The following is a 13,540-nucleotide window of genomic DNA, read 5'->3' on the forward strand; positions in this document are numbered from 1 at the left end:
CCGCATCATTGCGGCGCCAGCCGGGCCGGACAATCCCCGTCCGACTGGTTATCATGGCGGCGTTTCCCACTGGATCGCCCCCATGTCTGAATACCTCGACGACGACTTCTCCGGAGAGAAGAGCAAAACCCAGGTCAAGAAAGAGCTGCACGCCCTGCAGGACCTCGGTGAACGTCTGACCACGCTCAAACCCGATGTTCTCGCCAAGCTGCCGCTGACCGATGCGCTGCAGAAGGCCCTGCTGGAAGCGCCGAAGCACAAGGCCCACATCGCCCGCAAGCGCCACCTGCAATACATCGGCAAGCTCATGCGCGAGCAGGACATCGAGGCCATCGTCGCCCTCGTCGACCAGCTCGACGCCTCGACCCGCCAGTACAACGAGCGCTTCCACAACCTGGAGCGCTGGCGCGACCGCCTCATCGGCGGGGACGACAGCACCCTGGAATCCTTCGTCGTCGAATACCCGGAAACCGACCGCCAGCACCTGCGCAGCCTGATCCGTCATGCCCAGCACGAAGCGGCCCGTAACAAACCGCCGGCCGCGGCGCGCAAGGTCTTCAAATACATCCGCGACCTGGACGAAACCCAGCGCGGACTGCGTTAAAGGCCGCAGGAAGCTCGAAGCCGGGAGTCCACGGCTTCGAGCGCCCAACGCCCCTCCTCAAGCGCCCGTACCTCCCACCGTGATCGCATCGATCTTCAGCGTCGGCTGACCCACGCCCACGGGCACCGATTGCCCATCCTTGCCGCAGGTGCCCACGCCGCTGTCCAGCGCCAAGTCGTTGCCGACCATGGAAACCCGGCTCATCGCCTCCGGGCCGTTGCCGATCAGGGTCGCGCCCTTGACCGGCGCAGTGATCTTGCCGTTCTCGATCAGGTAGGCCTCGCTGGTGGAGAACACGAACTTGCCGCTGGTGATGTCGACCTGGCCGCCGCCCAGGTTGGCGCAATAGATGCCGCGCTCCACCGACGCGATGATCTCCTCGGGGTCGCTCTCCCCCGCCAGCATGTAGGTGTTGGTCATGCGCGGCATCGGCAGGTGCGCATAGGACTCGCGACGGCCGTTGCCGGTGGGCGCCACGCCCATCAGGCGGGCGTTGAGCTTGTCCTGCATGTAGCCCTTGAGCACGCCGTTCTCGATCAGCGTGGTGCACTGGGTCGGCGTGCCCTCGTCGTCCAGGCTCAGCGAGCCGCGACGGCCCGCCAGGGTGCCGTCGTCGACGATGGTGCAGAGGCTGGAGGCGACCTTCTCGCCGATCCGCCCGCTGTACGCCGAGCTGCCCTTGCGGTTGAAATCGCCCTCCAGGCCATGGCCCACCGCTTCGTGAAGCAGCACGCCGGACCAGCCCGCGCCCATCACCACCGGCAGGGTTCCTGCCGGTGCCGGGATGGCTTCGAGGTTGACCAGTGCCTGGCGCAGCGCCTCGCGGGCGTAGCCCATGGCGCGGTCCTCCTGGAGGAAATAGCGGTAGTCGGTACGCCCGCCGCCGCCATGGCCGCCACGCTCGCGACGACCGTTCTGCTCGACGATGACACTGACGTTGAAGCGCACCAGCGGTCGCACGTCGGCGCCCAGGCTGCCATCGCTGGCAGCGACCAGGATGTGCTCCCAGACCCCGGCCAGGCTGACGGTGACCTGCTTGATTCGCGGGTCCAGCGCCCGGGTGGCGACGTCGATGCGCTTGAGCAGCTCGACCTTCTCCGCCCGGTCGATCACGTCCAGCGGGCTGTCAGGTGCATAGAGCCGCGCCACGTCAGGGCTGGCGAAGGCCTGTACGCGGCCCTGCTGCCCGGCGCGGGCGATGGAGCGTGCGGCGCGGGCCGCCTGGCCCAGGGCGTCGGCAGTGATCGCGTTGCTGTAGGCGAAACCGGTCTTCTCGCCGGACTGCGCGCGTACGCCCACGCCCTGGTCGAGATGGAAGCTGCCGTCCTTGACGATGCCGTCCTCCAGCACCCAGGACTCGGAGACCTGGCCATGGAAGTACAGGTCGGCAGCGTCGATGCCCGGGCCGGCGAGTTCGCCCAGCACGCCCGGCAGCTGCTCGATGGTGAGGCCGCCGGGTGCCAGCAGCTGGTCACTGACGGATAACAACAATTGGCTCATAACTTCTCCGTTCTCGCAGGCGCAGGTGCGGCCGGCGTCAAGAATCTTCTGTGTGCCGTCACCGGCATGCGCTGGCGCACCGCCAGCTGTTCGTCCGCATCACGGCTGGCCATCAGCACCGCTTCACCGCTGGCCTGCTCGGCCAGCACACGACCCCATGGGTCGACGATAGACGAATGCCCGAACGTCTCGCGCGGCCCCGGATGAACGCCACCCTGCCCCGCCGCCAGCACATAGCACTGCGTCTCGATGGCACGGGCCCTCACCAGCACCTGCCAGTGCGCCGCGCCGGTCACCGCCGTGAAGGCCGACGGCGCGGTGATCAGCTCGGCCCCGGCCTCGCGCAGCGCCCCGTAGAGCTCGGGGAAGCGCAGGTCGTAGCAGACCGTCAGGCCCAGCCGCCCCACGGGGGTGTCGGCGACCACCACGCGATCACCGAAGGCGTAGTCGTCCGACTCGCGGTAGCGCCCACGGGCATCGGCCACATCGACATCGAAAAGGTGGATCTTGTCGTAGCGCGCGACCCGCTCGCCCTGGTCGTCCACCAGCAGCGAACAGGCGTTGGGCTTGGCATCCGGAGCATCGTCCGGCGGTAACGGCAGGGTTCCGGCGACCACCCATAACCTGAGGTCGCGCGCCGTCTGTTTCAACCAGGGCAGGATCGGCCCCTCGCCCCGGGCTTCGGCGCGGCCGATCGCACCGTAGTCGCGGCGGCCCATGGCGGCGAAGTTCTCGGGCAGCACGGCGAGGCGGGCACCGCGCCCGGCGGCGGACTCGAGCAGGCGACGAGCGGCTGCAAGATTGGCCAGGACATCGTCCTGGCTGACCATCTGGATCACCGCGAAGGTCATGGCATTCTCCACAGCGGGTATCGCCGCATGCTACTCCAGCGCGTGGCCGACGGAATCAATTGGGCTTCTCGAACGGCTTGTCGAAACTGATCTTCGGCTCCGTCAGCGGCCCTTTCACCTCGTACTGCACGCTGGCGAAGCGCGCGACCTTGTCACCCAGCAGCTTGTCCACGACGAACAGTGCACCGCCGATGGCCGGGGCGCCGACGATCAGCGCGGCCAGCGGCAGGTTGTTGGTCACCGGCAGGGTCACCAGCAGCTTGGCGTCGATGGTGTCGTGGGCCATGTCCAGCGTGCCCTTGAGCTCGACACCGCTGGAGGGCCCTTCGAGGACGATGGGCTGGCGGGTGACGAAGACGCCCTCGCTGCCCACCAGCAGGCCCTTCACCCGGTCATAGGCCAGGCCCTTGCCGAGCAGGTCGGAGAAGTCCAGGCGCAGGCGGCGGCCGATGGAGTTGAAATTCAGCAGGCCGAACACACGCAGCGCCTGGGCACTGCCCTCGACCTCGACGAACTGCCCCTTGCGCAGGCTGGCGTCCAGGGTGCCGGAGAACCGCTTGAGGCTGACCCAGGCCGGCGAGCCCGGCCAGCGACCATCGGCGTCCAGGCGGAAACGTTCGCTGGTGGCGGTGGGCGCGTAGTTCCAGGCCAGCAGCACATCGGCCAGGTTCTTGCCCTCCAGGCGCCCCTTGTACCAGCTGGAGCTCGCCCCGGCGTTGCCCTCCCAGCCGGTGGAGCCGGTGATCTTGAGGCCCTTGAGGTTGAGGTCGAGATCGCTGAACAGGGTGCCCTGGGCCGTCGGCCGCGCCTTGAGCGACCAGGCCCCCAGCGGCTCGTCGCCGAACTGCACCTGGGCGATGCGCACATCGAGCGCCGGAATGGAATGGGGGTCGATGTCCTTGAGCGGGTCGGGGCTGGCCTCCGCCGCCTCGTCGTTCTCCGGCGGCTTGGGCAGGCGCACGCGGGCCATGTCGACGACGATGGGCGCCCCCTCGGCATCGGGCAGGTTGACGCTGCCCTGCAGCAGGTCGCTGTCCAGATCGACTTTCCACAACGCATCGCCCCGCGCCAGGCCGATGCGGAAATCCTCAAGGCTCATGCCCATGCCGCTGAAATGACCGATGCGCAGGTCCGCGCCCTGCAGCAGGCCGACGGCGTCACCGGCGTCCTTGGCGGCGTAGCGATCCCGCACCGCCTGCCAGGCCGCCAGGTCCAGCTCGTCCAGGGTGCCGCGCACCCGGATGCCGCGGTTCGACGGCATGCTCGCGCTGCCCGAACCCAGCAGCAGTTCGCCGCGTGCCTGGGTGAAATCCGTCGCGGGCGCGGCAACCGCGAGGTTGGCGCGCCCACCATAGTCGAACCAGTAGCGCCGCTCCGGGCCATCCAGGGTCATGCGCCACTGGCTGTCACGCACCTCGTCGGCAGCCTTGCCGAAAGGCGCCGGCAGGTCGACGGATACGCCCTTGAGGCTGGAGGCGATGCGCAACTGGCTGTCCTTGCCATCCAGCAACAGGTCGAGCTGGTAGGGAACATCGCCGGCGACCGGCAGGGGCCGGGTCACGCCCAGCCAGCCCGAGACATCCTTGATCGCGGCGCGGCCGCTGGCCTGGATGCGCGTGCGGCCCTTGCCATTGCGCCCTTCGGCGACCGCCTTGGCGGTGACTTCGCGACCGAAGGCCTTGCCGCGTATCTGCGGCGAGCTGAGGCCGCTGGCGGTATCGAAGCGGAAGGCGCCGTCGAGGTCGGTGAGTTCGAGGCTCGGCTTGGCGAACTTCAAGCGCGATTCACGGGTCGCCAGGTCGACGATCACCCGGGGCTCGCCACCGGCCTTCTCCAGCGGGATGTCCAGGTCCAGGCTGCCATCCAGGGTGCCTTCGCCCTGCCAGCCGGCCATCACCTCGGCGGCTGGCGTCGGCGCTTCCTGCATGATCTTCAGGCCATCGCCGAAGCTGCTGTCCAGCTTGGCCCGGACCCGCAGGCGCGGCACCTGGCCATGCTCGACGTGGGGCACATCGGCACGCGCATCGCTGATGCGGCTGTCGAGAATGCGCGCACTGGGCACCCGCACCCGCACGCCGCTGTCCTCGATGAACACATCGCCACGGGCCTCGCGCAGCGCCGGCCAGCCGGGCTGGTAGGCGAGCTCGGCATCGTGGACCTTGAAGAACAGGCTGATGGATCGCGATTCCGGCACCGAGTCGTGCTGCAGCGAGCCCTGGTACTGGAAGAACCCCTCGTCGACCGCGCCGCCCTTGATGGCGGTCTTCAGCCACTCGGCCAGGGCCGGGCTGAGGCCGCTGGAGAGGGTCGGCAGGTATTTCTCGGTGTAGCGCGCATCGCCGTCGTGCAGGCCGACGCGCAGGTCCATGTAGTCCTCCTGGGCCGGGTCGCGCAGCAGGCGGATGAGGAAGTCGCCTGCGACCTTGCCTTCATCGCCGACCACCTGGAGGTAGGGGCTGATCAGGGTGAACGCCTGGTCATCCAGCTTCCAGGTCAGGCGCGCGTGCGCCTCGCGGTAGCGCCAGGGCTTGGGGAACAGGTGATCGAGGTGCAGGGCGAAATCATCGGAATCCATCCGCAGCTCGCCGCCGGCCAGGTCGCCGGTGATGCTGCCACTGACGTTCTCGGCCGCCGGCGCGCCATGCACGGCATTGAAGGTGATGCGCTCCAGGTTGGCGCTGAAGCCGATGCGCCGGGCACCCTCCACCTGGGGCCGGTAGACCGCCTGCAGATTGCGCAGCGCACCACGGGGCTTGAGCCCGCTGACCAGTTCCGCGGCCAGGTCCGGCAGCGGCACCAGGCCCTCCACCAGCGGCACCAGGGGATCGAGGTCGAGGCGGTCGGCGGCGAGCTTCCACTCGGCCTCGCCCTGCCCGTTGTCCTGCACCTGCTCCAGGCGGATGTGGGCGTTGCTGTAGCGCTGCTCGCCGACGCTCACCGCCAGGGAATCCAGCAGCAGGCTCATGCCCTTGTCGCTGCGATTGAAATAGGCGTCCACCGCCAGGTCCTGGACGGCCACGGGCTTGCGCTGCGCGTAGCTGCCGCGCAGTTCGCCGACATGCAACCGGGCCACCGCGCCTTGCAGGGCGCCGCGCTTCCAATCGGCCCAGAGTTCGCCCCCCCCCTTGAGCTGCTCGACACGCCAGTCACGGGTCAGGCTCCTGGGCAACCAGCGCGCCCAGTCGCTCTGGGGCAGGCTGAGGTAGATCTCCGCCTCGCTGCCCAGCAGCGCGTCGGGATCGATGCGGGTGCGCAGGCGCAGGCTCAGCGGCTGGCCGTCCGGCAGCGTCAGGCGGCCGTCCAGGCGCTGCCGGGCTGCGCTGCCGCTGAGGGTCGTCTGTACATAGGTGAAGGTGACCGGCTTCTGCTTCCAGGGCTCCAGGGTGACCTGGCTGTTGAGCAGGGACAGGCGCTGGACGTACTTGAAGCCATCGAGCAGCTTGCGCGCATCGAACGGAGCCTGGTCGTCCCGGGCGGGCATGCCGGCCAGGGTCCACTTGCCGGCTTCGTCCTGTTGTACCTGTAGCTGCAGGCCTTCGACCTCGAGGCTGGCGATGCGCGCACTGCGCGCCAGCAGGCTGCCGAGCAGGTCGGGCACCACGCGCACCTGGTCCAGGCGCAGGACCTCGTCGCCCTCCCCGAGCGTGACGTCATGGGCGACCAGCACCGGCCCCATGCCCTGCCAGCGCCCTTCGAGGCTGCCGATCAGCAGGGGTTCGCCAAGGGCCTCGCGGGCCTTCTCCTGGACTTCGCCCCGGTACTCGGCCACCAGCGGCACCAGTTGCCGACCGAGGCTCACATAGAGGGCGGCGAGCACCAGGCCCAGCGCGCAGAGCGCCAGCAGGGTACGCAGCAGGGTGACGAGGGACAGGCCCTTGCGCGCCATATCAGTTCAGGCCCTCAGAGCAGCACGACATCGTATTGCTCCTGGGAATACATGCTCTCGACCTGGAACTTGATGGTGCGCCCGATGAAGGCCTCGAGATCGGCAACGTTGCCCGACTCCTCATCCAGCAGGCGGTCCACCACCTTCTGGTTGGCCAGCACCAGGTAGCCCTCGGCCTGGTAGGCACGGGCCTCGCGGAGGATCTCGCGGAAGATCTCGTAGCAGATGGTCTCGGCGGTCTTCAGCATGCCGCGGCCCTGGCAGCTCGGGCAGGGTTCGCAGAGGTTCTGCATCAGGCTTTCACGGGTGCGCTTGCGGGTCATCTGCACCAGGCCGAGCTCGGTGATGCCGATGATGTTGGTCTTGGCGTGGTCCCGCTCCAGCTGCTTCTCCAGCGTCCGCAGGACCTGGCGCTGGTGCTCCTCATCCTCCATGTCGATGAAGTCGATGATGATGATGCCGCCCAGGTTGCGCAGGCGCAGCTGGCGGGCGATGGCGGTGGCCGCCTCGAGGTTGGTCTTGAAGATGGTCTCTTCGAGCGTGCGATGGCCGACGAAGGCGCCGGTGTTCACGTCGATGGTTGTCATCGCCTCGGTGGGGTCGATGATCAGGTAGCCGCCGGACTTCAGCAGCACCTTGCGCTCCAGCGCCTTCTGGATCTCGTCCTCGACGCCGTACAGATCGAAGATCGGGCGCTCGCCGGGGTAGTGCTCCAGGCGGTCGGCGATCTCGGGCATCAGCTCGTCGACGAACTGGGTGACCTTCTGGAAGGTCTCGCGGGAGTCGATGCGGATCTTCTCGATCCGCGGGTTCACCAGGTCACGCAGGGTGCGCAGGGCCAGGCTCAGGTCTTCGTAGATGACCGAAGGCGCCGGGGCGCTCTGCATCTGCGAGGAAATCTGCTCCCACAGGCGGCGCAGGTAACGGATGTCGACGAGGATTTCCTCCGCCCGCGCGCCGTCGGCAGCGGTCCGCAGGATGAAGCCACCGGTCTCCTCGATGCCTTCGGCGGCGACGCAGTCGGCGACCACCTGCTTGAGGCGCTCGCGCTCGGCCTCGTCCTCGATCTTCAGCGAGATGCCCACATGCGCGGTGCGCGGCATGTAGACCAGGTAGCGCGAGGGTATGGACAGCTGCGTGGTCAGGCGTGCGCCCTTGCTGCCGATGGGGTCCTTGGTCACCTGTACCACCAGGGCCTGGCCCTCGTGGACCAGGGCGGTGATGTTCTCCACCGCACTGCCTTCGCGGTTGGAAATCTCCGAGGCGTGGATGAAGGCCGCACGGTCGAGGCCGATGTCGACGAAGGCCGCCTGCATGCCCGGCAGCACCCGCACCACCTTGCCCTTGTAGATGTTGCCGACGATGCCACGGCGCTGGGTGCGCTCGACATGCACCTCCTGCAGCACCCCGTTCTCCACCACCGCCACGCGCGATTCCATCGGCGTGATATTGATCAGAATCTCTTCGCTCATGCTGAGAACCTACCCGACCCGCTGCCAAACAGAAATGCCGAATTCGCCCAGCAAGTCCGCCGTTTCCAGCAACGGTAGACCCACAACGGCGGAATAACTCCCCTGGATATTCTCGACGAACACCGCACCGAGCCCCTGGATGGCGTAGCCGCCCGCCTTGTCCAGCGGTTCACCGGTGGCCCAGTAGGCCTCGCGCTCGGCCTGGGGGATGACACGCAAGCGTACCCGACTGGTCACCAGGCGCGAGCGGCACAGGCCGGATTGGGCCACCGCCACGGCGGTCAGCACCTGGTGTTCGCGCCCGGAGAGGTCCGCCAGCATGGCCAGGGCATGGTCGCGATCCAGGGGTTTGCCGAGGATACGGCCATCGAGCACCACCGAGGTGTCGGCCCCCAGCACGCAGGTGCCGGCTGCGGCATCACCGAGCGCAGCCAGGCCGGCGGCGGCCTTTTCACGGGCCAGGCGCTCGACGTAGCCCTCGGCCGTCTCGCCGGGGCGTACGGACTCATCGATGGCAGCGGAAAGAACCTGGAAGGGGACGCCGATCTGGGCGAGCAGTTCGCGGCGGCGGGGCGAGCCGGATGCCAGGTGGAGCGTGGCCATGCTGGGACTTCTCCATGTCGAGAAGGCACGCGGCATGGCCGCGGGCCGGTCAGTTGACGTTGAGACGGCGGCTCAGGCCGCGCAGGGCGGCGAAAACCCAGGGCCAGAGCAAGGCGCTGACCAGGGCGGGCAAGAGGAACAACAGCGTCGGCGGGCGGTTGCCGGTCAGGGCGTTGAGCCACAGCTGCACCAGCTGGGCCAGGCCGAAGACCACCATCAGCACCAGACTCTGTTGCCACATGGGAAACATGCGCAAGCGCTGGTGCAGGGCCAGCACGAGGAAGGTGATCAGCGCCAGGATCAGCGCGTTCTGCCCCAGCAGGGTGCCGTAGAGCACGTCCTGGGCGATTCCCACCAGCCAGGCGGTGGTCATCCCCACGCGGTGCGGCAGGGCCAGGGTCCAGTAGGTGAGCAGCAGCGCGGGCCACAGCGGCCGCCCGACTTCCATGAAGGTCGGCATGGGCGCGACGCTGAGCAACAGCGCCAGGACCAGGCTGAACCAGATCACCCAGCCATTGTTCGAGCGGGCGCTGACCATCAGCGGTTCTCCCGGTTGGCGGGCGGCGTGGCCGGTGTCGAAGATGCCGCGCCGGCCGGGGCCGGTACGGAAGGCGTCGTGGCAGCAGGTGCAGCAGGTGCAGCAGTCCCCGGAGCGGCACCGGTAGCGGGTGTGCCGCCGGGCTTGCCAGCGGCCTCGCGATCGGCCGCCTCCTGGGCTTCGGCCGAGTCGTTGGCACGCTGTTCGGGGCTGCGCGTATCGGTGAACACCAGCAGCAGGTAGCGGCTGCGGTTCAGTGCAGCGGTGGGCACGGCACGGACGATGGCGAAGGGCTGGCCGGAGTCGTGGATGACCTCCTTGACCGTCGCCACCGGATAGCCGGCGGGGAAGCGCTGGCCGAGGCCGGAGCTCACCAGCAGGTCGCCTTCCTTGATATCCGCGGTATCGGCCACGTGGCGCAGCTCCAGGCGTTCCGGGTTCCCGGTGCCGCTGGCGATGGCGCGCAGGCCGTTGCGATTCACCTGCACGGGAATGCTGTGGGTGGTATCGGTGAGCAGCAGGACGCGGGCGGTGTAGGGCATGACCTCCACCACCTGGCCCATCAGGCCGCGGGCGTCGAGCACCGGCTGGCCGAGGAAGACGCCGTCCTTCTCGCCCTTGTCCACCAGGATGCGGTGGGTGAAGGGGTTCGGGTCGACGCCGATCAGTTCGCCCACCAGGACCTTGTCGTCCACCAGGGCGGAAGAGTTGAGCAGCTCGCGCAGGCGCACGTTCTGCTCGGTCAGGGCCGCCAGCTTCTGCAGGCGACGCTGCATCAGCAGGCCTTCGGCCTTGAGCTTCTCGTTCTCGGCGATCAGGGTGCTGCGGCTGGTGAACTGGTCGCTGACGCCATCCCAGAGGCGTACCGGCAGATCGGCCAGCCAATAGAAGGGCGTCAGCACGAGGCCCATCTGGCTGCGTGCCGGTTTCAAGGTATCGAAGCGGGCATCCACCACCATCAAGGCGGCAGAAAGCACGGCGAACACCAACAGGCGCACGCCGAGCGAAGGTCCCTTGGCGAATAGCGGTTTTATGACCCGCTCCTCTGGTGCAATGGCTCTCCGACCTTACTCGGTGGAGAGCAGGTCCATTGCGTGACGATCCATCATTTCCAGGGCACGACCACCGCCACGGGCCACGCAGGTCAGCGGGTCCTCGGCGACGATCACCGGCAGGCCGGTTTCCTGGGACAGGAGCTTGTCGAGGTCGCGCAGCAGCGCACCGCCACCGGTCAGCACCAGGCCGCGCTCGGCGATGTCGGAAGCCAGCTCCGGCGGGGATTGCTCCAGGGCGCTCTTGACCGCCTGGACGATGGTGGCCAGGGATTCCTGCAGCGCTTCCAGAACCTCGTTGGAGTTCAGGGTGAAGCTGCGCGGCACGCCTTCGGCCAGGTTGCGGCCACGGACGTCGATCTCGCGGACCTCGCCACCCGGGAAGGCGGTGCCGATTTCCTGCTTGATGCGCTCGGCGGTGGATTCGCCGATCAGGCTGCCGTAGTTGCGGCGCACGTAGGTGACGATGGACTCGTCGAAGCGGTCGCCGCCCACGCGTACGGATTCGGCGTAGACCACACCGTTCAGGGAGATCAGGGCGATCTCGGTGGTACCGCCGCCGATGTCGACGACCATGGAGCCACGGGCCTCTTCGACCGGCAGGCCGGCACCGATGGCCGCGGCCATGGGTTCCTCGATCAGGAAGACTTCACGGGCGCCGGCGCCCAGGGCGGATTCGCGGATGGCGCGACGCTCGACCTGGGTGGACTTGCAGGGAACGCAGATCAGCACGCGGGGGCTGGGCTGCAGGAAGCTGTTCTCGTGCACCTTGTTGATGAAGTACTGCAGCATCTTCTCGCAGACGCTGAAGTCGGCGATCACGCCGTCCTTCATCGGGCGGATAGCGGAAATGTTGCCGGGGGTACGACCGAGCATGCGCTTGGCCTCGGTGCCGACGGCCACGACGCTTTTCTGGTTGCCGTGGTTACGAATGGCGACCACGGACGGCTCGTTCAGGACGATGCCGCGTTCGCGCACATAAATCAGGGTATTGGCAGTGCCCAGGTCGATCGACAGATCGCTGGAAAACATGCCACGCAGTTTCTTGAACATGGGAGAGGGACCCTAGGCAACGCGTGGGTAAAAAAGTGCGGCAAACTCTAACAACGACAGGGATTTTGGGCAAGGCGCCGATATGTTAAATTGCCGGTTTTTCCGGGCCTCTGGGCCCATCATCGCGGCCTTTGACCGCCCGTTCGCGGTGCCGTTCCCGGCGCCCTTCCCGCACGGTCCCGAGCACCGCGCTGACCGCACCTCAGTTGGAGAACCCGATGGCGCTTGAACGCTCCGACGTGGAAAAGATCGCCCATCTCGCCCGCCTGGGCCTGAACGACGGCGATATCCCGCGTACCACCGAGACCCTCAACAACATCCTCGGCCTGATCGACGCGATGCAGGCCGTGGATACCGACGGCATCGAGCCGTTGGCCCACCCCCTCGAAGCAACCCAGCGCCTGCGCGCTGACGAAGTGACCGAGGAAAACCACCGCGACGCCTACCAGGCCATCGCGCCGGCCGTCGAGAATGGCCTCTACCTCGTCCCCAAAGTCATCGACTAAGGAAAAGGGTTACAGCATGCATCAATTGACCCTGGCCGAGATCGCCCGTGCGCTGGCCGCCAAGCAGTTCTCCTCCGAGGAGCTGAGCGGCGCCCTGCTGGCGCGCATCCAGGCCCTCGACACGCAACTCAACAGCTTCGTCACCGTCACCGCCGACCAGGCACTGGAACAGGCCCGTGCCGCCGACGCCCGTCGCGCCGCCGGCGAGAACGGCGCCCTGCTCGGCGCGCCCATCGCCCACAAGGACCTGTTCTGCACCCAGGGCGTGCGCACCAGCTGCGGCTCGAAGATGCTCGACAACTTCACCGCGCCCTATGACGCCACCGTGGTCGAGAAGCTCAAGGCCGCCGGCACCGTCAGCCTCGGCAAGCTGAACATGGACGAGTTCGCCATGGGCTCCTCCAACGAATCCAGCCACTACGGCCCGGTGAAGAACCCCTGGGCGCTCGATCGCGTCCCCGGTGGTTCCTCGGGCGGCTCCGCCGCCGCCGTCGCCGCGCGCCTGGTGCCCGGCGCCACCGGCACCGACACCGGCGGCTCGATCCGCCAGCCCGCCGCCTTCACCAACCTCACCGGCATCAAGCCCACCTACGGTCGCGTCTCGCGCTGGGGCATGGTCGCCTACGCCTCCAGCCTCGACCAGGGCGGCCCGCTGGCCCGCACCGCCGAGGACTGCGCCCTGCTCCTGGGCGCCATGGCCGGCTTCGACCCCAAGGACAGCACCAGCGTCGACGCCCCGGTGGACGACTACCTCGCCGCCCTCGCCCAGCCCCTGGCCGGACTGCGCATCGGCCTGCCGAAGGAATACTTCGGTGCCGGCCTCGACGCACGCATCGGCGCGGCGGTGGTGGCCGTGGTCGAAGAGCTGAAGAAGCTCGGCGCCACCGTCAGGGACGTCTCGCTGCCCAACATGCAGCACGCCATCCCCGCCTACTACGTGATCGCCCCGGCCGAGGCCAGCTCCAACCTGTCGCGCTTCGACGGCGTGCGCTTCGGCTACCGCTGCGAAGACCCCAGGGACCTGACCGACCTGTACAAGCGCTCCCGCGCCGAAGGCTTCGGCAGCGAAGTGAAGCGCCGCATCATGGTCGGCACCTACGCGCTCTCCGCCGGCTACTACGATGCCTACTACCTCAAGGCGCAGAAGATCCGCCGCCTGATCAAGAACGACTTCGTCCAGGCCTTCGAGGGCGTCGACCTGATCCTCGGCCCGACCACGCCCAACCCGGCCTGGAAGCTGGGCGAGAAGAACAACGACCCGGTCGCCCAGTACCTCGAAGACATCTACACCATCACCGCCAACCTCGCCGGCCTGCCGGGGCTGTCCATGCCCGCCGGCTTCGTCGACGGCCTGCCGGTGGGCGTGCAGCTGCTCGCGCCCTACTTCCAGGAAGGCCGCCTGCTCAACGTGGCCCACCAGTACCAGCAGGTCACCGACTGGCACAAACAGGCCCCGGCCGGATTCTGAGGACGAC

General features: G+C 67.9%; 11 protein-coding genes. 3 read left to right on the forward strand and 8 right to left on the reverse strand.

Annotated elements, in window-relative coordinates:
- The first annotated feature begins 82 nt into the window (after positions 1-82).
- Positions 83-604 (forward strand): ribosome biogenesis factor YjgA, encoded by a 522-nt coding sequence (yjgA, locus tag ACYJSS_RS14510; RefSeq protein WP_111263651.1) that lies wholly within the window; start codon positions 83-85, stop codon positions 602-604.
- Between the two features lie 57 nt (positions 605-661).
- Here the strand turns inward: yjgA and tldD are convergent, their stop codons facing one another.
- From tldD to mreB, 8 genes are read right to left on the reverse strand one after another with little or no spacing between them, the layout of a single operon-like run.
- Positions 662-2,104: a metalloprotease TldD gene (gene tldD / locus ACYJSS_RS14515; RefSeq protein ID WP_111263652.1), complete on the reverse strand. Its 1,443-nt coding sequence runs from the start codon at positions 2,102-2,104 to the stop codon at positions 662-664.
- Positions 2,101-2,955: a carbon-nitrogen hydrolase family protein gene (locus ACYJSS_RS14520; protein ID WP_111263653.1), complete on the reverse strand. Its 855-nt coding sequence runs from the start codon at positions 2,953-2,955 to the stop codon at positions 2,101-2,103. The genes tldD and ACYJSS_RS14520 overlap by 4 nt, the downstream gene beginning before the upstream one ends.
- 55 nt (positions 2,956-3,010) lie before the next feature.
- On the reverse strand, positions 3,011-6,841 hold the full coding sequence (locus tag ACYJSS_RS14525) for a YhdP family protein (protein WP_111263654.1): 3,831 nt from the start codon (positions 6,839-6,841) through the stop codon (positions 3,011-3,013).
- Positions 6,842-6,855: 14 nt separating this feature from the next.
- Positions 6,856-8,313, reverse strand: coding sequence for a ribonuclease G (rng, locus tag ACYJSS_RS14530; RefSeq protein WP_111263655.1), 1,458 nt, complete (start codon positions 8,311-8,313; stop codon positions 6,856-6,858).
- A 9-nt stretch (positions 8,314-8,322) separates the two neighbouring features.
- Positions 8,323-8,916: a Maf family protein gene (locus ACYJSS_RS14535; RefSeq protein WP_111263656.1), complete on the reverse strand. Its 594-nt coding sequence runs from the start codon at positions 8,914-8,916 to the stop codon at positions 8,323-8,325.
- 49 nt (positions 8,917-8,965) lie between these two features.
- On the reverse strand, positions 8,966-9,454 hold the full coding sequence (gene mreD / locus ACYJSS_RS14540; protein ID WP_111263657.1) for a rod shape-determining protein MreD: 489 nt from the start codon (positions 9,452-9,454) through the stop codon (positions 8,966-8,968).
- Entirely contained in the window at positions 9,454-10,488 is a 1,035-nt protein-coding gene (gene mreC / locus ACYJSS_RS14545; protein WP_256604860.1) for a rod shape-determining protein MreC, read from the reverse strand. The genes mreD and mreC overlap by 1 nt, the downstream gene beginning before the upstream one ends.
- A gap of 33 nt (positions 10,489-10,521) precedes the next feature.
- Positions 10,522-11,559, reverse strand: coding sequence for a rod shape-determining protein MreB (mreB, locus tag ACYJSS_RS14550; RefSeq protein WP_021217765.1), 1,038 nt, complete (start codon positions 11,557-11,559; stop codon positions 10,522-10,524).
- A 218-nt stretch (positions 11,560-11,777) separates the two neighbouring features.
- On the opposite strand from mreB, the gene gatC reads away from it, so the two are divergent.
- Positions 11,778-12,065, forward strand: coding sequence for an Asp-tRNA(Asn)/Glu-tRNA(Gln) amidotransferase subunit GatC (gene gatC, locus ACYJSS_RS14555; RefSeq protein ID WP_021217764.1), 288 nt, complete (start codon positions 11,778-11,780; stop codon positions 12,063-12,065).
- A gap of 16 nt (positions 12,066-12,081) precedes the next feature.
- A complete protein-coding gene (gene gatA, locus ACYJSS_RS14560; protein ID WP_236204747.1) occupies positions 12,082-13,533 on the forward strand; it encodes an Asp-tRNA(Asn)/Glu-tRNA(Gln) amidotransferase subunit GatA in 1,452 nt (483 codons plus the stop codon).
- The last annotated feature ends 7 nt before the right edge of the window (positions 13,534-13,540 follow it).

This window comes from Pseudomonas sp. No.21, from assembly GCF_054558415.1.